Raw genomic sequence first — 20,696 nt, forward strand, 5'->3', positions numbered from 1 at the left:
CATCTTTCTCTTTTGGGAAAGGCCGTGAGAGAGGGGATGTTTCCTTGGAGTAGGAAGTAGTATATACTGGAACTCACATTGCAAAATATGCTATAAGAAAGCATATTACTCCCCTCCCTCTTCGGGGAGGGGCTGGGGGTGAGGCTGCTTTCTCTTGAAATAGACACCCAGAAGCACTACCAACAGCAGCACACCATAAGAGAGATAAGCCACGGTTTCGGTTTGCTTTACACTCTTTGGATCAAAGGTAAGCACCACCGTATGATGCCCCTTGTCAACATTCAGCGCGCGAAGTACATAGTTTACACGGCCTAACTCCACGGCTTTCCCGTCGACTGTAGCCGTCCATTCGGGATAGAATATCTCGGAAAAGACCACAATTCCCCCCGTAGCACTACGCACATCATACGTGAGTTGATTGGGTTCGTAGGCTGTTATCTTTACGATTGACGTGCTGTCTTGGGCTTTTGACTCGCCCAACTGACTCCGGAAGCGTGCGTCGGCAATGGCTTCATGGCGCAAGTCAAGTTTTCCAAGTCCGTCAAGTTCTTCATTTGCATTCTTCACATAAGTGATTTTATCCACAAACCAAGCATTGCCATAGACGTAAGGGTTCTGTATTGCCACCGTCTGATTGCTCTGGAGAGGCACAATGAAGTATTTGGCATTGAGCATGTTCAGCACAGGGAAGATGCTGTTTCCATTGACCTTGGTCATGTCTCCGCCTGCCTGTGCGATGGCGGGCATGGTCTTTTGCATCTCAGGACTGATGTAAGCATCAATCAATTCCTGGTATCTGCGTAGCTTGGCAGCATGATATCCGCCGATACTCTTATGATAGAAACTGGTTTCATTCTCGTTGAACGTATTGCTTGCAAAGTTCAGAACACGATAGTCCAAGGCCTTGTCTTGCAGTATCTGACGGTCGGTCTGCGTCATCGGCTGTGCCTGTTCGCGCACGCTCTTCTCTACAAACATGCCGTCATTGAGGTAGCGTTTGTTCACTTGCCACATGTCGGCAAGACACAAAACAGTAATTGCAATCATCATAAACTCTACCCGCAGCTTCTTCATCTTGTAGAGGAAGAGACACAATGTGCCGATAACGATAATCCAGAACGACCGCCAACAGTCGGCCGTGAATATGCTTTCGCGGATGCTTCTCAGGTTGGACAGCAGTGGCGTAAGATATTCGGCAGGGATTGATTTCAGGGCTTGCATCTCTGAACTTGAAATGAAATCAGAGAAGAAAAGCGTCGGCATGAGGGCAAAGAGCAGGGCAATGCCGGCCGTCAGACCAAAGCTGATATAGACATATTTGATTTTCTTTGTCAGAATATCCGGCTCGTCTACAATCTTCTTCAGCGTCATCATAGCCAGCAACGGTATGGTAAACTCGGCAATAACAAGTATAGATGCCACCGTTCGGAACTTGCTGTACATCGGTATGTAGTCAAGGAAGAAGTTGGTAAACGGCATGAAATTACGCCCCCACGAAAGCAAAACGCTCAACACCGTGGCTGCCAATAACGCCCATTTCGTGGGACCTTTCACGATAAACAGGCCCAAGACGAAAAGCATCAGCACGAAAGCGCCCACATAGACTGGCCCACTTGTGCCCGGCTGTTCGCCCCAATACTGCCCCAACTGCTGATAAATTTGCATGAAATTCGGGTCGGCAATCTTCATGGCCTCAGTGTTGGCAGCCAGCGGAACCGATGCTCCGCCCTTGGTATTAGGCACGAGCAGCGTCCAAGTTTCATCCACACCATAGCTCCACTGCGTAATATAATCGCGGTCAAGTCCGCTGTTAGTCTGATTGGCTGCATTCTTTTTGACGAGTTCACTCTTGCCTCTCATGCTCTCTTGAGCATACTGCCAGGTGTGATAAAGGTTGGAAATATTCATCAACACACCAATCAATGCACCCGCAGCACATACAGCTGTGGCCTTCATAAACTGCTTCATGGTCTTCTTTCTGACAGCATCGACCAAATAAGCAATAATCATAAAGAGGATGATGAACAGATAATAATAGGTCATCTGCACATGATTGGCATCAACTTCAAAGGCTGCAAAGATTGCCGTGACAATGAACCCCCATAGATATTTGCCCCGATAAGAGAGCACGATGCCTGCTATCAGCGGTGGAAGATAGGCCAAAGCCATCACCTTCCAGATGTGTCCGGCAGCGATGATAATAAAGAAATACGATGAGAAAGCCCATATGATAGAACCTAAAACGGCTAAAGCCCGTCGGAAATCATAGGCTCGAAGCAGGATATAGAAGCCCAGAAGATAGGCAAAGACATACCAAACGTTCTCTGGAAGCCACAGATGATAGGCCTTCACTGCTTGATTAAGCACACTTACACTCTTGTAAGATGGCGCCGTCTGATAAGTCGGCATACCACTGAAAGTGGCGTTAGTCCAACGCGAAACCTTACCGGTACGCTCGTGATATTCAGCCGTTTCCTGTCCTGCTCCACGTCCCGCCGATGCGTCATGTCGGTAGAGTATGCGTCCGTCTACATCCGCAGGAAAGAAGTAGGCAAATGATATTACCGCGAAAATAATGACTACCAGCAGGTCTGGTAGATATTCCTTCAAAGCTTTCATGATGTTGTTTATAAACGTTTATTTCGTGCAAAGATAGATATTTTAAATGATAAAACGTGAAAAAAGGAATAATATCATGAGCCGACAGGCAATTTATGAAATATTATTCTGCCCTGTTTTCCATGATGAAAGGCAATGAATATCGCTGTGAAATGTAAAGTTTTATTGTCTGAAAAGAGGGGGTTGAAAATCCACGAAATAGAAAAACGAAAGCAGTTTTCAAGCTGATTTCGAGCCATTTTCTTTCACCTTATCTTGCAATATACATCATCTTAGCTCGTGTTTTGCGTCAGATGACACTCCTATCTGCATCAAAACACAATGCAAAATGAAGCAGATGAGCATGCAATTTGCATCAAACGAGAGGACTTCTCCACCTTATTTTTCTTCATATTTTGCCTTGTTCTTTATAATAACTTGATTGTCAACGCATTGCAAACTCGCTCAAAACTCGCGTATTTTCGACCGCAATGCTTTTGTTTCTCAGCACGGCCTGTCTCGCAAAGGCTTTTGTAAAAGAATTTAATAGATACCCACCCCCGACCCCTCCCCAAGGGAGGGGAGTGCTAACTTGCATAACCTCCCCCAACCCCTCCCAAGGAGGGGAGTGCTAACTTGCGGAGCCTCCCCCTGCCCCTCCCAAGGAGGGGAGTTCAAACTTGCAAGGAAATTACCACTGTTCTGTGGCTTGGAAAGCCACAGCTACAATCATCTTATGCTACTATTTATTGAATTATACATAATATAACGCTTTTCTTCTGCTTTTTTATTACCTTTGTAAGCAAACAGAAAGCAAGCATGAAGATAGGTATTATCGTTGCGATGGACAAGGAATTCACGCAACTTGAAAAGGTATTTCATGGGAACAAGGACATCATTTTGCAGAAGTGTGGCATCGGAAAAGTCAACTCTGCCGTTGGAACTACACAGATGATAGCCGAGCATCACCCTGATTTGATTATCTCAACAGGCTGTGCCGGTGGTGCCGACACACGTCTGAATGTGGGCGATGTTGTCGTGGCAAGCGCGTGTGTTTACCATGATGCTTACTGCGGAGACAACTGCGAATACGGACAAATTCTCGGCATGCCGGCCCGCTATTTGGCGCCGACAGACCTTGTTGAAAAGGCAAGTCGTCTGCAAGTGGAGGGCATAACCATTCACAGGGGCCTTACCGTGAGCGGCGAATGGTTTGTAGATACGCGTGAGAAGATGCAGGATATCATGAGCCATTTCCCCGAAGCTATGGCCGTTGACATGGAGAGTTGCAGCATTGCTCAAGTGTGCCACATCTTCAACACGCCTTTCATCAGCTTTAGAATTATCAGTGATGTGCCGCTGAAAGACCACAAGGCACAGATGTATTTCGACTTCTGGGACCGGTTAGCCGAGGGGAGTTTCGAAGTGACTCGTCATTTTATAGAGGAAATCAACAAGTAAAAAGCAAATGAAAATGAATAAAATCCCAAGCTTTACAATCAATCATGAGCAACTGCTTCGTGGCATTTACGTGAGCAGGAAGGATGAAGTGGGCGGCGAAATCGTCACTACTTTTGACATCAGAATGAAAGAACCTAATCGTGAACCGGTGCTCCATAATGGTGCCATTCATACCATTGAGCACCTTGCTGCAACCTTTCTTCGTAACGATGAAGAATGGAAAGACCGCATTGTTTATTGGGGTCCCATGGGATGCTTGACGGGTAATTATCTCATTCTGCGTGGCGATTTGGAAAGCAAGGACATTGTGGAACTCATGAAACGTACCTTTCGTTTCGTTGCAGAATATCATGGAGAAATTCCCGGAGCAGCCCCAATGGACTGTGGAAACTACCTGCTCCACGACCTCCCCATGGCACGTTATGAGTCGGCAAAATACTTGAATGAAGTGCTGGAATGTATCACTGAGAAGAACTTAGTGTATCCTGAGAAGAAGTAGGAAATACCCACCCCAGCCCTCCCAAAAGTAAAAAGAATAGCTCATTAGTACCCACCCCGGCCCTCCCGAAGGGAGGGAGAAATTGCTTGCAGCTTCTTATTGAGGATGAAATAGTGTGGGGTGAAAGCTCATCATGATTATAATTATAAATCAAATAAGGTGGAAAGAGATAAGCTCTCTTTCCACCTTATTATATATAGGACACGGTGTAGCCGTTCATTACCAGTCTTCTGTCTCGAAAGAAGTGGCCCAAGAGTCATCTGCTTTGACCTTAATGCCACGTGCTGTTGTCCCTCCATTCGGTTTGAAACTAAGGTTGGGGATATGGTTAACGCCGTTTCTTACAATCCTCAGAGCCTTGAATGTTTCTTCAGCAAGGGTCTTTTCATTGGCATCCAAGGCCTTCATGATGACTTTTATCTTACCTTCTTGCGCCTTTGGAAAGGTGTAAATGGCATAAGAAGAAGCCGCATGATGTGCCTCTGCCGGTATGCTTCTCACTTCGGTTTGCCGTGAATCCACACATCCAAAGCCACTCATTGCGTCTAAAGTACTGCTTCCTCCTGTGTAGGAAAAGCGCAGATGAGTGACATTTTCGGGTATAGGATCAACGAAATGAAACTCTACCTTGGCCACACAACGCGTCAACGTGATAGATTGTTGCATATCACCCGTGACCTTGATAGTGCCGTTATAAAGGAAAGTCTCTGTCACCTTGCCGTCAAACTTAACCTTATCAGCATGCGCCATAGACGCATTCTTGCTGCCGTTATGCCCGATGACAACAAGTGAATACTGTCCTTCGGGCAGCTCAAGACTAAGATTTCCAAAGCTCTTATCGCTCTTGTTCTGATTGATGGAGGCCTTCTTCTCTCCGTCTTGATATACCGCTGCGTTCAGACATGAGCACACTTCATCTATATCAACCAATGCTCTTGCCTTGGCTCCTGCATAGGATTGTGCAACATCTTCTATGTGGAGACTCACCCGATAGCCTTTTCTCTTGGGCTGTTCAGTGCCTAAATTAGGCTTTTCGCAGGCTGAAAGTACAGCCATGAGGACAAGAAAACATGTCCAATTCAGTGCTTTTTTCATGGTTATATAAGGTTTTTATTTAAGGAGATTGAGCCTATATCCAACGTTGAATGTAAACCAACGGTTCTTTGAATTTATTTGTTTTTCTACTTTAGAAAGGCTTAAATGATAGCGCGCTTCCATGATTACATTGGAATATTCATAGGAGATACCGATGGGAACAGACACGTCTGTCGAGCGGAAATTCCCTTTGATATCACTACTGACATGGCGAGTTGGTTCGTAAACAGCCCCTCCGTCAGCGGCAACAACAAAGTCGGTGATATCATATTTGGCTCTTGCGCCTAACAGAAATGAGGGCTGAATGCCGGCTTTCACAGCCAACCCCTTGGACAAATAGACATTGACCAACAACGGAATTTGAAAATAATGGAGGCCAATGGCCATGTTGGAATAGCCCGAATAAGAACCTGCCTGCCCACGCACTTCGTTGCTGAAGTCCTTATAACGGCAACCTTGAAGCGCATAAAGTGCACCAAGGGAAAGGCTGCATTGTGACAGAAATTGATACTCGAATTCAGCGCCACCGGTGAAACCTGCCCTATATTTTGCATCGACACTTGCTTTATCTGTCGTTAAATCATACGAGATATTACTGTTTGAAATGTTGGCAAGACAAAGACCCACTTTAGGCATGACAGAGAGTGTTCCAACCTTGCTTTGGGCAGAAACTGCCATGAAAGCAGCCGCGAAAAGATATAAAAAGAAAAAGCGTTTCATAATTATTGAGTTTAATTATGTAACGCTTTTGAATGGATTTTATTGTATGATATTCTGAAGAATGAAGCCTTTTATTTTGCAAGGCCCTTTATTCCTTAAATCGCATCGTAGCCTTTGGTACTGTTATGTGCCAGCAAGTCTTTTAGATCTTGCTCTTTGAAATCACGCTCTTTCTGCTCATTATAGAGCAATTCTGCCTCTTCACGCTCCTCTTCTGAATGTTCAAAAGTGATGGAACGGCTCTTTAATTCGGCAACAGCCCAACCCAGAAGGGCAATTGCAATCAATGCAATGAAAATATATAATCCTGTCATAATGGTTATGATTTAATGGTTTATTCCTTGTTTGCACGCTTACGTTCGAGATGATCGAGCAATATCTTGCGCATTCGCATGCTCTTAGGTGTCACCTCAACATACTCATCTTCCTTGATATATTCAAGGCATTCTTCAAGACTCATGACCGTCTTTGGAATTACACGAGCCTTTTCATCAGAGCCACTGGCACGCACATTGGTCAGCTGTTTGGCTTTGGTGACATTGATTACCAAGTCATTATCGTGAACATGTTCGCCCACAACCTGACCTGCATAAACTTCTTCTCCCGGATCAATGAAGAACTTTCCGCGGTCTTGAAGCTTGTCGATAGAGTATGCAAAGGCCGTACCTGTCTCCATAACTATCATGGATCCATTGGTACGTCGCGTGATTTCGCCCTTAAAAGGCTGGTATTCTTTATAGCGATGTGCCATGATAGCCTCACCTTGTGAAGCCGTCAGAACATTCGTTCTCAAGCCAATGATACCACGAGAAGGGATTTCAAACGTGATGTTCACACGGTCTCCTTCAGTGTCCATGCCTGTCAATTCACCCTTACGACGCGTTACCATGTCGACCATCTTGCTGGAATAATCCTGTGGAACATTGATAGTCAATTCCTCAATAGGTTCACATTTCACGCCATCTATCTCTTTGTAAATCACCTGGGGCTGTCCAACTTGAAGCTCATAGCCCTCACGACGCATGGTTTCCACAAGCACGGAGAGGTGTAAAACGCCACGACCACTGACAATCCACTTATCAGTTGAGCCTTCAAAAGGACGTACACGAAGTGCTAAATTCTTTTCAAGTTCCTTGTTCAGACGGTCGTTGATATGACGTGAAGTGCAGAACTTGCCCTCGCGACCAAAGAAGGGTGAGTCGTTAATAGTAAACAACATGCTCATCGTCGGCTCATCAACCGCAATGGCAGGAAGGGCTTCCGGGTTCTCAAAGTCAGCGATAGTATCGCCGATTTCAAATCTTTCGAGGCCGACAACTGCACAGATGTCGCCACTCTCTACCGTCTCGGCAGGTTTGCTTCCCATGCCTTCGAAAGTGCGAAGTTCCTTGATTTTGGTCTTTTCCTGGCTTCCGTCACGATGACAGATTGTGATATTCTGATCGTTCTTCAGTATGCCACGGTGCACGCGTCCTACTGCAATACGTCCCGTATAGCTTGAATAATCGAGTGAAGTGATCAGCATCTGTGGCGTACCTTCGCGGTGCTTAGGTGCCGGGATAACTTCAATGATCTTGTCAAGTAAGTAGTCTATGTTGTCAGTTGGTTTCTGCCAATCAGCTGACATCCAGCCATTCTTGGCCGAACCATACACGACTTGAAAGTCTAACTGCTCTTCAGTTGCGTTTAAATCACACATCAAATCGAACACCATCTCATACACTTCCTCCGGTCGGCAATTGGGTTTGTCCACCTTGTTGACAACAACCATTGGCTTCAAACCAAGCTGAAGCGCCTTCTGAAGCACGAAACGAGTCTGCGGCATAGGCCCTTCAAAAGCATCAACGAGCAGCAGACAGCCGTCAGCCATATTGAGAACACGTTCTACTTCGCCGCCAAAGTCAGAGTGACCTGGGGTATCCAATATATTAATCTTAGTTCCTTTCCAGTTGATAGAAACGTTCTTCGAGAGAATCGTAATACCGCGTTCGCGCTCCAAATCATTGGAGTCGAGCACCTCGCCACTGTTATCCTGCCCGTCACGGAACAGCTTCCCGGCCAACATCATCTTGTCAACCAGCGTCGTTTTCCCGTGGTCTACGTGTGCAATTACTGCAATGTTTCTAATGTCTTGCATTTGTTTTACCTTAAATATCCTTATTTCTAATTCACTGCAAAATTACAAAAAATAACTGAGGTACACTTCTATCTTGATTATGAATAGGTTAGGTTGCGTGTTAAAAAACGTTACCTTACAGAAAAGTTCAAGCCTACATCTTCGTTATCTTGACTTTTATTGCTACCTTTGCACCGCATTTTCAGAAAGTCTGATGCATTCGAAAGTGTAGCTGTTGTGATTAAGGCAGCCCGACATTTGAAGGATGTAATGATGCAACTTCATTTAATCAATTATTTCAAGCTATGTATTTAGACAAAGCAAAGAAGGAAGAAATCTTCGGCCAGTATGGTAAGTCAGCAACTGACACAGGTTCAGCAGAGAGCCAGATTGCCCTGTTCACTTACCGTATTAAGCACTTGACAGAGCATGTTAAGGCTAATCACAAGGACAATGTCACTACTCGTGCGCTGACACAACTCGTTGGTAAGCGTCGTGCATTGCTCAAATACCTTTACGATCGTGACGTCAATCGCTATCGCGCTATCATCAAGGCACTTGGTCTCCGCAAGTAAATTGGCCGATAAGAAGAAAGAATAAGAAGTCCCGTTGTTCGCAAGAACTGCGGGACTTCTTGTGTTATGATGACGTCACTAAACCTTGTCAAGCAAATGAAAAGCGTGTCTTTCTTAACTGTTTCCGTTAAATCTCTTATCCTAAATTTAACACTTCATGACCACACCAAATAGAAAATGAAAAGCGGGAAAACGGGAATAATTTCACCATTTCAAGCATCTTAGTTTTGTGATTCCATTCATCATGCATTGCAATCTGACTTGAATGACCGTGCCATTTGACTCAAAACACGTGGTCATTTGAGGCTGTTTGTGGGTTGATTTGACGCAGATTGCATGGTTTTCCAGCATGATTATACGCTGTGATTTGCTTTATTTTGTGTAATGTTTTGATTGTCAATGCTTTATAAATGGCCAAAAACTGGCCGTTTTTCTGGGTTGAGATGCTTTCGTTTTCAAATACGCGAGCTATGAGAAAGCAATTGTAATGATAATTCAAAAGACGAGACTTCGTTTCTCATCCTTTCTTTTTTCTTCTCTTTTTTGATGCTTTAATTGAAAAAACAACTATCTTTGTGAGAAAAAGAAAGGGATAGATAAGCATGGAAACCATCAGACTTTTTGTTGAAGAACTCATCATTCGCTGTGGCCTTCACGGTTCGGTCGTGCCGGTTGTACGCCATATTTTACTCGTTATCGTCGTTGTTTTACTGGCGATGTTGAGTTATTCTGTTGGGCGACGTGTCATTCTTCTGCTCACGAAAGTGGTGGCTCGCAAAGGTATGCAGTGGAATAAGGCGTTGTTGGTGTCGGTATGTCGCATCATTCCTGCTATCGTAGTGTGGGAACTTCTGCCGCTCGTGTTCTATCAATATCATGTGGTGCGGGTGTTGCTGACACGCTTCACGGCCATTTATATCATTGTGATGGTGACGCGGGCTGCCATAGCCTTGCTTGATAGTTTTGATGGTTTGAGAGGCAATGAGAGATCGGCCAAGCAACAATATCTCAAGTCGTTGCGTGGTGTATTGAAAATAGTAGCTGTCTTTTTAGCCTGTATTTTAGTTGTTGCTACAGCCATTGGACGCAGTCCGATGACTCTTTTTGCCGGGTTGGGTGCCACTTCTGCTATCTTGATGTTGGTTTTCAAGGATACAATATCGGGGCTTGTGGCCGGCATTCAACTGACGAGTAATGACATGGTTCATAAAGGGGACTGGATTACTGTGCCTTCAGCCAACTTGAATGGTGTTGTGGAAGATATCTCTCTGACGACGGTGAAAGTGAGGAATTTTGATAATACAATAGTCACCGTTACGCCCCAGACGCTTGTTGAAGACTCGTTTCAAAACTGGATAGGAATGCAGCAGAGTGAGGGTAGAAGAGTAAAGCGCGTGGTCTATTATGACTTCAGAAGCGTGTGTATGATAGATGAAACTCTGCGCAAGCAGTTAGTGGAGAAGGGATATTTCAAGCCTGAAGAGGTGGAAGGAAGCATCGTGAACATGGCACTTTATCGTCGTTTCATCGAACGTTTTCTCAGTCGAAACGCTTATGTGAACCAGCAGCTGACTTTCCTCGTGTGCCAGAAAGAGGGCACGAATGCAGGACTTCCACTTGAATTCTATTTCTTTTTGAAAGATAAAGAGTGGATTAATTACGAGCATCAATTGGCCGAAATCATGGAATATATCTATGCAGTGACGCCTGATTTTGGGCTTAAGATTTACCAACAGACCCCCATGCAGTGATTTAATGACTTTGTTTTCATTCGATATCTAATATTGTATATTTATGTCATATTATAAGCAATATATAGTATATTTAAAGTTATTTATATTTAAAAAAGGCCGTTTGCTTGCATCTGCTCTTGACAGATATTGGAATTTCTTTTATATTTGTAGTTGTAAATCAAATGTTATTCAACTTTAATTAGACGCATGTATGGACACCAAAAAAACAGCTCTTCCGCAGATTCTGCAGGATTTTCGCAGAGAAGACGACAATGAAACTACCGAGGTACATATCATAGAATCTGATGTATGGTACACTTAAAGCTTGTAAAACAGCTCTTATTTGCTGATGTAATAAAATCTAAGATAGGATGACTGACCTTGAGGGGGTCGGTCATTTTTTATGTAACTGCGTTGATGTCAGACGCTGATAGGTTGGTTGTTTTTATGCAGTTTGATATCCGGCAGATAACAGATTACAACGGCATTTACTCACTTCTTTATCGTAGCGGGCAGTTCGTTGTTGTGTAATCTTTTATCATGCGGAGGATGTTGCGTTTCACTCGGGAGGACATTATGTTATGGAAAAAGATGCGAAGTCAAAGTGTCTGCACATTCGATGGTCGTCTTTTCATAAACAGAAAGAATGAAAAAACGGTTGAACGCTATTGCATCCAACCGCCATTATATTTGATTTTGAAAAACTTTCTCTTTCAAAGAGAACACCAAGTTTAGCGTCCCATAGAGATTTTGTCGTTCACATTCACTGCGAGTGAAACTGTTACTACGACCACTGCTAATACAATCATTAATGTTATCATAATCTTTTTACCTTTCTTTTAGTTTTAGGGAACCTCGTCAGGCTCCTGTCATTATTATCCTTTTATCTTTGAATTGCACTGCAAAGTTAGTGCCGCGTTAGGATATGAACAAAGAAATCGTGGTAAATCATGGCCGTAGTTGGAATTAATTATCCTATATCAAGAAAGCCCGAGAAAACCGCTAATTCCGTTTTTTCGGGCTTTCATGTGTTAGAGTTGCATTTGTTTAATCGTTATCTGGCTTATTGTAAGCATCGCGTATCTTCTTGGTTTTCAGCAACAGATTGTTGTAGTGAAGTGCATTGATGCTGTTGGCATCAGTGGTTTTCAGCTGTTGACGGCAGAAGTTGTCAATCTTGTCAAGATGCTTCAACGCATAGAGTGTGACATCAGAGCGCGTGAACTTAATGTTTTCTTTGGGTGTCTTGGAGGTATAAATGGCTTGTCCGATGTGTTCAACGTAGTTCTGTTCCAATCTGCGGCGGAAGTTATTGCCACGTAAGTCGGTTTTACTCATGGGCTTCCATGCAGCCTGAAAGACATCATTCAGATAGTCGTTGACAGGATAAGGCTGGCTTGCGGTGAAGCTGTTGTTGATGCAATTGTAGAGAATATAGGCCGAAAGGAGGTAGGAAAGCACAGCATTGGCGCGCATGGTAACCTCGTTGTCGGCATCAACTCCAAGCTTGTTGACGATGCTGTCAGGGTAGAGCCATGTGGGAATTGTAAATAGATGACGGCCAAACCAAGCGATAGCTTGTTTCTGGAGGACTGCCGGCACGATATCGTTCTTGCGGGCAGAGGGCCAGTTATCACTGTAAACACCGGCAATGTGGCGTTGAGCGTGGTTGCTGTAGCGTTGGAACTGTCCGCGAACACTACTGTACATGTTGCTTAAATCGTCAGTCTGATCATCGGGTTGTGCCGTCCATTTTACAATATTCTGCATCACACGCTTGAGGTTCTTGACACCATATTCGGCAGCAGTAATGTCGTTATCGCCGAGATCTTCAGTCTGGGAACGTGGGTCTCTCCCACGACCTTCATCGCCTTTATAGCGAAGTCGCTTGTTATTGGTAAGCATTTTGGTGACTTCACTGCGTAGTGTTTTCTTCTCATCGAACTCGTCTTTGAACTCCGGACGATACTGATAACCCCACTTGATAGCCCAGTTGTCGTAGTCGTTGATGCGGGGGAAGAGGCCGGCTTCACCGATGTTGTCCTCCGGTTGCGCAACATAATTGAAGCGTGCATAGTCCATAATGCTCGCTGTGTGGCCATGTTTTTCAACCCAAGCTTTATCACGTAGCTTCTCCACGGGAGTAGCATTGCTGGCTATCATGTTGTGTCGAAGTCCTAATGTATGACCCACTTCATGGCTTGAAACAAAGCGGATGAGCTTGCCCATAAGGTCTTTATCAAACTTCATTGTCTGTGCACGCTTGTCCAACGGCCCGCATTGTGTCATGTACCATTTGGTTAATAGGTTCATCACATTATGGTACCAACAGATATGACTCTCGATAATTTCACCGCTTCGTGGGTCAACAATGCGTGGCCCGTAAGCGTTCTCTTGCTCTGAAGGCAGGTAACGCAGGAAAGAATAACGGGCATCATCGGGACTGATGTCGCTGTCTTCAGGCACTTCTTTGCCTACGATGGCATTCTTGAAACCGGCAGCTTCGAAGGCTTTATTCCAGTCGTTGATGCCTTGAATGAGGTAAGGTACCCACTCTTTTGGCGTAGCTGGGTCGATGTAATAAACGATTTGCTTCTCAGGCTCAACGAGTTTACCCTTTGCATAAGCCTTTTTGTCTTTGGGAACCAAGCGATAACGTGAGATAATGGCATCGTGTTTACTGGTTTCCCTGTCGCTGAATGTGACAAGACGGTTGTCGAAATAGCCCACACGTTCATCGGCCAAACGAGGTCGCATCGGTTCTTCGGGAAGCTGAACAATGCTTGTATTGAGGCTCAATGTCATGAAACCTTGACGTGAGGCCATGGATTTTCCGGGATTTGCAGCATAGGTTCGAAGTGTGGAAACCTCAATATTGATAGGATAAGTCTTGATAGTGTCGATGAAAGTACGGTCATCTTGCAGTGTCCCTAATTTCACTTGGGTCCGGTCGTTGGCTGTAAAACCGGCGATTTTATTGTCTCCTTTGAACAGTTTTGTTACGTTGACAAGCATCTTCCCAGTCTTCTTGTCCTTGCCGATAATATCAAACTTATAGACAATGGGGTCTATAGTAGCTTTTCTGACGAGTTCGGAGATGTTGCTTTTCGGGTCGGCAGTCTGTGAATGTGCCCATGAACGCAAGAACATGGTCTTGTCATCATAACGCTCGAAATAAACCGTGTTGTAGTTCACTTCCTCACCACTGAGCATGCCGAAGTCCTGTGGAACCGACACAAAACGGGTCACGGCAAGAAACAATCTGCCTAAAGCTGCCTCCGGAATCTCAAAATACCAGTCTTTCTCTATATGCCTGACATCGAATAACCCCTGTTGAAAAGAACCGCCTTTCTTCATGAGTTTCTCGTAATCATCTTCTTTCTTTTCAGGCTTTTTCTTATTTGTTTCGTTGTCTTTCTTTACTTCTGTAGAGTCTTTTGCCCATGTGTTCAAGCTGTGTGGAACTGCCCATGTAGTCGTTGTTGTGAGTATTGACAGGGCAAATGTGGCTATTAAATGTTTCATTTCGTTTGATAAACTGTATTTATTACTCGTTATTATATTTCGTTGTTTGTTAATAATCTCGCTCGCAAATCTATGGAGGCAAGGTGCCGAAAGGTTTACAAATATACGCAAAAGAATGCAGAAAAACGTCTTTCTCTCCAAATTTTAACATCGTTATCCGCATTAGTCAAGGGCTGATATGGGCCAAGACGGAGAAAAAAGACAATCTTTTCAGATATATTTCATCAATATATCCCACACTGCAATGATATGACAGATACTGCCGGCAAGTACAAAGAAGTGGAAAACAGTATGCATATATTTCCGCTTGTTGATGCTGTAGAACACTGCACCTGTAATGTAACAGACGCCTTCTGCAATAATCCATATGAAAGCAGATGTGGTGAGTGCGTCGATAAGTGGCTTGAAAGCAACGAGCACACTGAGTCCCATTCCAACGAAAGCAATGGTTTCCAAGTTACTGTGGTCTTTGAGATTGACAAAGCTAATGACGGTTCCTGCAATCGCACAAGCCCATATAAAGCAGAACAAGGTGAGGCCCCAGTAGCCTTGATCACGCAGTGCAATGAGCGTTATCGGGGAGTAACTGCCCGCAATGTGCCAGTAAATGGCGGCATGATCCCATTTGCGCAGTCGCTCTTTCCATTTGCTCCAAGCCGACAGGGAGTGGTAAACCGTAGAGGCTATATACGAGCAAAGCATGCCGAAGAGATAGAGAATAATCCCTGCTGTGGCCCATCCGTTGTGTTCACGAAAGCACCAAATGAGGAAGATTATGCCCACAACGATGCCCATGATGATGCCTCCGGCATGACTCCAAGCGTTCCAAAGCTCCTCGCGATGATTGAAATGAATTTTCAGTTTCATAATAGTCAACTTCTTCAGCAAAGTTAGTTGTTTGTCGGCTATCGTCAAATTTTCGTGCCGTTTATTTTTAGTTTTCAGCCAATTTTCAAGGAAATGCTCCTCAACGACAAGCGGATAATCATATTCCTACATAGCCTCGACCTCAACACACAGCCCGGATTGTTATGCGAAAACGCGCTATCTTCCAGCTTATGCTTAGGATGAAAGCGCGCTTCTTGCTTTTGATTACAGCCTATTCTGCTACCGTAAAGTCGAGTTGTTTCTTCTCTAAATCAGCTCTTGCCACTTGAATTCGGATGGCATCTCCAAGCTGATACTTGTGATGATGACGCCGACCAACGAGACAGAAGTTGCGTTCGTTGAAGTCATAATAGTCATCTCCGAGGTCACGCATAGGGATCATACCCTCGCAGTGGTTCTCATCTATCTCGGCATATATGCCATAACTCGTGATACCACTAATGTGGGCATCATATGTTTCGCCTACTTTGTCGGCCATAAACTCTACCATCTTGTACTTAATAGAGTCGCGTTCAGCATTCTGGGCCACGAGTTCCATCTCGGAACAATGCTCACAAAGTTCCTCATAATGCTTCTCATTGGCACTCCTCCCACCGTTAGCGTAACGCGTCAAAAGGCGATGAACCATCGTGTCGGGATAGCGACGGATAGGGCTTGTGAAGTGAGTATAGTAGTCGAATGCCAGTCCAAAGTGTCCAATGTTATGCACACTGTATTTCGCTTTCATCATAGCGCGGAGCGCAACCGACTGAATCATCTTTGCTTCGGGCTTGTCGTTACAGTCGTCCATGAGTTTGTTGAGGCTGCGAGCCATGGCACTTTTCGTGCCATCGGTCTTCACTTTATAGCCGAACTTGACGATAAACTGCCGCAAAGTCTCCATCTTCTGCGGGTCAGGATTGTCATGTATGCGATAGGGGAGCGTCTTCTTCTTTTGTCCTTTCTTTACTTTCCCGATGCTTTCTGCCACAGTTCGGTTGGCCAAAAGCATGAACTCCTCAATAAGTTTGTTAGCATCGCGCGAGCGTTTGAAGTAACATCGCGTCGGTTTTCCTTGTGCATCAATGTCGAAATGCAGTTCTTCGCGGTCGAATTTCACAGCTCCACCCTTGAAACGGCGGGCACGTAACTGTTTTGCCAGACGGTCTAAGGTGATCAACTGGTCGGCATTCTCACCCTGATATCCGCCTTTCGGTGCTTTCGGTGCAGGCTCTCCGGTGCCGTCTTTCACGCCGTTGGCCTCCAATATCTCCTGCACTTCCTCATAGGCATAGCGTCGATTACTGCGGATAATCGTATGAACGATGCGGTAAGCCTTGACATTTGCCTCATCATCTAAGTTGAAAATAACGCTGTAGGCCAGTTTATCTTCATCGGGACGAAGCGAACAAATGAAGTTACACAGACGCTCGGGAAGCATTGGTATCGTGCGATCGACGAGATAAACACTCGTGGCCCGCTTCATGGCTTCCTTGTCAATGATGCTGCCCTCCGTGACATAATGGCTCACATCGGCAATGTGAACGCCCACCTGCCAAAGGCCTTTGTCGAGCCGTTTGACAGAGAGTGCATCGTCAAAGTCCTTGGCATCATGCGGGTCAATGGTGCAGGTGAAGACATCACGGAAGTCTTCACGCTCCGCCTCGTCCTGCTTTGTAATCTCTGCCGAGATTTTCTCTGCGGCCTCTTCCACGGCTTTCGGATAGACATAAGGCAAGCCGTATTGGGCTAAGATGGTGTTCATTTCAACATCGTTGTTGCCTGTCTGCCCAAGCACATCCACGACTTCGCCCAACAGGTTCTTGTGTTCTGCATCGGGCCATTGTGTGATTTTGACGATAGCTTTGTCGTTAGTCTTGCCCCCTTTAAGCTTCTTTTTCGGGATGATGATATCGTGGACGAAAGTGTTTTCGGGCGTGATGAGATAGGCAAAGTCGCGATCTACGCGCAAGCGGCCTACGAAACGGTCTTTGTTGCGCTGTATGATTTCAATGACTTGTGCTTCTTTAATGTGCTTCTGTCGGCGTGCCATGAAGCTCACTTTCACGCGATCGCCATTGGTTGCCCACATGGAATTGCGCTCTGAAACGAAGATAGGCGAACCGCCATCATCGGGAAGAAACGAGTTCTTTCCATTCGCCTTGCGCACAAAAGTGCCTTCCTGCACCTGGCCTTTCGTGTTGAGTTTGTAGGAACTGTCGGTCACGCGCGTGAGAAAGTCGTCCCAAGCCATCTCCTCCATAATGTCGATAGCCATCATCTTCAGTGGGTGGGTGTCTAATTTGAGCGCCCGGAATATCTCCTTGAAGCTAAGCTTCTTGCCGGGTTGCGACGTGAAAAAGTTTTGCAACCGCTCACAGAGTTGCTTCTTACTCATGCGTTTTCCACCTTTTTTCCCTTTTCCCATCTTTTTCTTTTTTTGTTTGTTTAGGTTACAAAGTAACGAAAAAGAAATGACAATTACAATTTTTATGTTGTCTTTTTATTGGCGGATTGCATGGAATTCCATATGCCTGCGAGAGAATGCGGATAAGTGCATGCAGGCTGAAAACCGTATAGTATTGCCGTTTGTCGTGATGACAGAGGCGTTGACCTGCATGTTATCAGTTTGCTTTTTGTTTTGTCTTATCTTGTGGAAAGCGTGTGGGTTGCACTTATCGGTGTAAAGTTTGGTCTGTTTTTGTCTGCTTATAAAGCATTGACAATCAAAATATTACAAAAAACAAAGCAAATCACAGCGTATAATCATTCTGAAAAACCACACAATCTGCGTCAAATCAGTCCACAAACTGCCTCAAATGACCACGTGTTTTGAGTCAAATGGCACGGTCATTCAAGTCTGATTGCAACGCATAATGAATGGAATCACAAACCAAGAAGCTTGAAACTGCAAAACAACTCCCGTTTTCCCGCCTGTTTTTTTCTATTTGGTGTGGTCATGAGATGCAGTTTAAATTAGTAAATGCGACAGTCTTCGGTGACAAATAGTTTACAAAGAACTATGAAAAACACCGAGGGGGTGCCCAGCGGCGGGGGCTCGCAGCCCCCGAGAGCGAAACAGAAGATTATGATTAAACATATATTAAACAAAGGGGAGACCACGGTCTCCCCAAGATTAATTAATTTTGTATTATGAAGTTCCATCAATTAACCTCGGAGCAAAGATACACAATTTCTGTCTTACTCCAAAAAGAAATGTCCAAGAAAGCAATTGCAGAAGCAATAGGCGTTCACAGAAGTACAGTATACCGTGAGATAGAGCGTAACTCCTCTGAATATACGGGTAAATACACCTATACGGTTGCCGTCAGAAGAGCAAGAAGGCGCAAGCGACGCTATCAGAGACCTCGCAAGATGACTCCTGAGATGTGGCGGAACATCAGTAAATATCTGAGGATGGGCTGGTCTGCACAGCAGATATGCGGGCGCATGAAGGCACTTGGAAGGAAGTGTGTGTCTCATACGACCATATACAAGTACATCTGGCGGGACCGTAATGCCGGTGGAGACATCTATAAGTACTGTCGTTTCCTGTTCAAATACAGAAACCACTGGCTTAAAAGAGACCAAAAGTCACTCTCGGGGAATCGGAAAAGCATAGACGAACGTCCTGCCTGTGCTGACGGAAAGCGGTTCGGAGACTAGGAGATGGATCTGATCATCGGCCCAGGAAACTCATCGGCATTAACCATGGTGGAGAGAAGTTCCAATCTTGGAATTATCAGAAAGTTAGCAAAATACAAGACGGCCCGGGAGGTTTCCAAGGCCGTAACAGAGGCTTTGAAACCCATAAAGGATGCCGTACATACCATAACTACAGACAACGGACCGGAGGTTATGCAGTATGAGGACATTGAAAAATCTTTAGGATGCAGCGTATATTATGCACATCCACACTGCCCCTGGCAGAAGGGAGCTGTAGAAAATCGGAACATGTTAATCAGGCAGTATATCGATAAAAGATGTAATACAAACAAACTCTCAACGCAGTATATTGCCGCAATGGAAGCCAAATTAAATGACAGACCCAGGAAGAAACTTAACTTTAGAACACCGAAATTTGTTTTTTACAAAAAACTTAAGTAAATTCGCATTTGGTAGTTGAAACTACAAGATGTTAAAAACAGGGAAAGAAAATCAACAATATTCATGGAGAGCATATTGCAAACAATCGTATTGGTAAAACTTAAAATCCATACAACATGAGACTCTCCATAATGAAATATAAAGCAATTTTCTACTCATAAAAGGAGTTTATTTCCAATTTTTCCTTATCTTTGTCACAAACAGAACCTAAAGAATATGGGATTATTCAGCAATAAAAACAAGAAAACCGACTTTACCATTGAGCGCCAGTTTGTGACAACTTTACCAAGTATTAAAGGCTATGAGATTGTTGAGCAACGTGGTCTTTGCTATCAATACAGCATTACATATGACTTAGATTCATGCCTTGACAAATTATTGAAAAAGGCATATAAAGCCGGTTGTAATGCCTTTGTAAACCTGAAAATAGAGAAAGGCCCGAATTATACGGTCATATATGGCGATGGCGTAATCATCAACCGACAATGAAAAAAGCAATTGTTATGGGTGCCAGCAGCGGCATCGGACATGAGGTGGCAAGGCTCATGATTGAGCGAGGGTGGACAGTTGGCGTGGCTGCACGACGTGTAGACAGGTTGGAAGAACTGCGCGCTTGTGCGCCCGAACGTGTTTTCACGGCACGGATTGACGTAACCGATGCTCATGCAGAAGAGGCACTCCGTAAGCTCATAGACCGCATGGGAGGGCTCGACCTCTATTTCCATGCAGCGGGAATAGGCTGGAAAAATCCCATGCTGCAGGCCGACAAAGAACTGATGACCATGCAGACCAATGCCATGGGATTTACGAGAATGGTGGGTGCTGCCTATCGGTATTTCGCAGGAAATGGCGGAGGACACATTGCTTGTATCACGTCGATAGCCGGCACTAAGGGGCTTGGGCCTGCGCCAGCTTACAGTGCAACAAAGGCCATGCAGAACACTTATCTACAAGCTTTGGAGCAGTTGGCAACCAATAAGAAGCTGAATATCAGCTTTACAGACATCCGTCCGGGGTTCGTTGATACGCCCTTGCTGACTGGTTCCAGCCATTTTCCAATGCTGATGAATGCAGAAAAGGTAGCTAAAAGCATCATGAAAGCCATTGATAAAAGGCGCCACATCTATATTATAGACTGGCGTTGGCACATTTTAACCACGCTTTGGCAGCATATTCCCAATTGGGTTTGGAGAAAAATGAAGTTGGTTAAAGACGAATAATAGCAAGAATAGCCTTGCAACAAGCTGCATCTTGCACGGCAAAGAGGCATAAAGGAATATTGAAAAACATCTCTTTAGTTATATTTCCAATATTCGTTTATCTCATATATTCACCGTTTTTCGCGGATATCTGCCTGCCATTAAAGAGGTGAGATATAGGCTGGCAGGTAGCATAAATTT

General features: G+C 44.7%; 14 protein-coding genes and 1 pseudogene. 7 read left to right on the plus strand and 8 right to left on the minus strand.

Annotated elements, in window-relative coordinates:
• Nucleotides 1-105 precede the first annotated feature (105 nt).
• Complete coding sequence (locus EL210_RS11735; RefSeq protein WP_018920483.1) at nucleotides 106-2,619, minus strand: YfhO family protein; 2,514 nt, start codon at nucleotides 2,617-2,619, stop codon at nucleotides 106-108.
• Nucleotides 2,620-3,417: 798 nt separating this feature from the next.
• On the opposite strand from EL210_RS11735, the gene mtnN reads away from it, so the two are divergent.
• Both mtnN and EL210_RS11745 read left to right on the plus strand, forming a co-directional pair.
• Nucleotides 3,418-4,059 carry a 5'-methylthioadenosine/S-adenosylhomocysteine nucleosidase gene (gene mtnN, locus EL210_RS11740; protein ID WP_018920484.1) on the plus strand — a complete coding sequence of 214 codons (642 nt, stop codon included), beginning with the start codon at nucleotides 3,418-3,420 and terminating at the stop codon, nucleotides 4,057-4,059.
• Nucleotides 4,060-4,072: 13 nt separating this feature from the next.
• A complete protein-coding gene (locus tag EL210_RS11745) occupies nucleotides 4,073-4,558 on the plus strand; it encodes an S-ribosylhomocysteine lyase (RefSeq protein ID WP_004376990.1) in 486 nt (161 codons plus the stop codon).
• A 219-nt stretch (nucleotides 4,559-4,777) separates the two neighbouring features.
• On the opposite strand, the gene EL210_RS11750 is transcribed toward EL210_RS11745, so the two are convergent.
• The 4 genes from EL210_RS11750 to typA form a co-directional block, all read right to left on the minus strand.
• Nucleotides 4,778-5,653, minus strand: coding sequence for a FimB/Mfa2 family fimbrial subunit (locus EL210_RS11750; protein WP_026285957.1), 876 nt, complete (start codon nucleotides 5,651-5,653; stop codon nucleotides 4,778-4,780).
• A gap of 15 nt (nucleotides 5,654-5,668) precedes the next feature.
• Complete coding sequence (locus EL210_RS11755; protein WP_026285958.1) at nucleotides 5,669-6,373, minus strand: porin family protein; 705 nt, start codon at nucleotides 6,371-6,373, stop codon at nucleotides 5,669-5,671.
• A 95-nt stretch (nucleotides 6,374-6,468) separates the two neighbouring features.
• Nucleotides 6,469-6,687 (minus strand): hypothetical protein, encoded by a 219-nt coding sequence (locus EL210_RS11760; protein ID WP_004371682.1) that lies wholly within the window; start codon nucleotides 6,685-6,687, stop codon nucleotides 6,469-6,471.
• Nucleotides 6,688-6,707: 20 nt separating this feature from the next.
• Nucleotides 6,708-8,510, minus strand: a complete 1,803-nt coding sequence (gene typA, locus EL210_RS11765) for a translational GTPase TypA (RefSeq protein ID WP_018920488.1) — start codon at nucleotides 8,508-8,510, stop codon at nucleotides 6,708-6,710.
• Nucleotides 8,511-8,794: 284 nt separating this feature from the next.
• Between typA and rpsO the strand changes: the two genes are divergently transcribed.
• Nucleotides 8,795-9,064: a 30S ribosomal protein S15 gene (rpsO, locus tag EL210_RS11770; protein ID WP_004371685.1), complete on the plus strand. Its 270-nt coding sequence runs from the start codon at nucleotides 8,795-8,797 to the stop codon at nucleotides 9,062-9,064.
• Nucleotides 9,065-9,666: 602 nt separating this feature from the next.
• Entirely contained in the window at nucleotides 9,667-10,815 is a 1,149-nt protein-coding gene (locus EL210_RS11775) for a mechanosensitive ion channel family protein (RefSeq protein ID WP_018920489.1), read from the plus strand.
• A gap of 1,029 nt (nucleotides 10,816-11,844) precedes the next feature.
• On the opposite strand, the gene EL210_RS11780 is transcribed toward EL210_RS11775, so the two are convergent.
• The 3 genes from EL210_RS11780 to rnr form a co-directional block, all read right to left on the minus strand.
• Entirely contained in the window at nucleotides 11,845-14,322 is a 2,478-nt protein-coding gene (locus EL210_RS11780; protein WP_018920490.1) for a zinc-dependent metalloprotease, read from the minus strand.
• Between the two features lie 210 nt (nucleotides 14,323-14,532).
• Nucleotides 14,533-15,189: a PAQR family membrane homeostasis protein TrhA gene (gene trhA, locus EL210_RS11785; RefSeq protein WP_018920491.1), complete on the minus strand. Its 657-nt coding sequence runs from the start codon at nucleotides 15,187-15,189 to the stop codon at nucleotides 14,533-14,535.
• Nucleotides 15,190-15,421: 232 nt separating this feature from the next.
• Entirely contained in the window at nucleotides 15,422-17,617 is a 2,196-nt protein-coding gene (rnr, locus tag EL210_RS11790) for a ribonuclease R (RefSeq protein ID WP_018920492.1), read from the minus strand.
• 725 nt (nucleotides 17,618-18,342) lie between these two features.
• Between rnr and EL210_RS14095 the strand changes: the two are divergent.
• The 3 genes and pseudogenes from EL210_RS14095 (at nucleotide 18,343) to EL210_RS11805 (ending at nucleotide 20,516) form a co-directional block, all read left to right on the plus strand.
• A pseudogene (locus EL210_RS14095) lies at nucleotides 18,343-19,296 on the plus strand (IS30 family transposase).
• A 216-nt stretch (nucleotides 19,297-19,512) separates the two neighbouring features.
• Nucleotides 19,513-19,785, plus strand: a complete 273-nt coding sequence (locus EL210_RS11800) for a hypothetical protein (RefSeq protein WP_018920494.1) — start codon at nucleotides 19,513-19,515, stop codon at nucleotides 19,783-19,785.
• Entirely contained in the window at nucleotides 19,782-20,516 is a 735-nt protein-coding gene (locus EL210_RS11805; protein ID WP_018920495.1) for an SDR family NAD(P)-dependent oxidoreductase, read from the plus strand. Before EL210_RS11800 ends, EL210_RS11805 begins: the two co-directional genes overlap by 4 nt.
• The last annotated feature ends 180 nt before the right edge of the window (nucleotides 20,517-20,696 follow it).

Origin of the sequence: Segatella oris, from assembly GCF_900637655.1 — a bacterium.
Classification (GTDB): domain Bacteria; phylum Bacteroidota; class Bacteroidia; order Bacteroidales; family Bacteroidaceae; genus Prevotella; species Prevotella oris.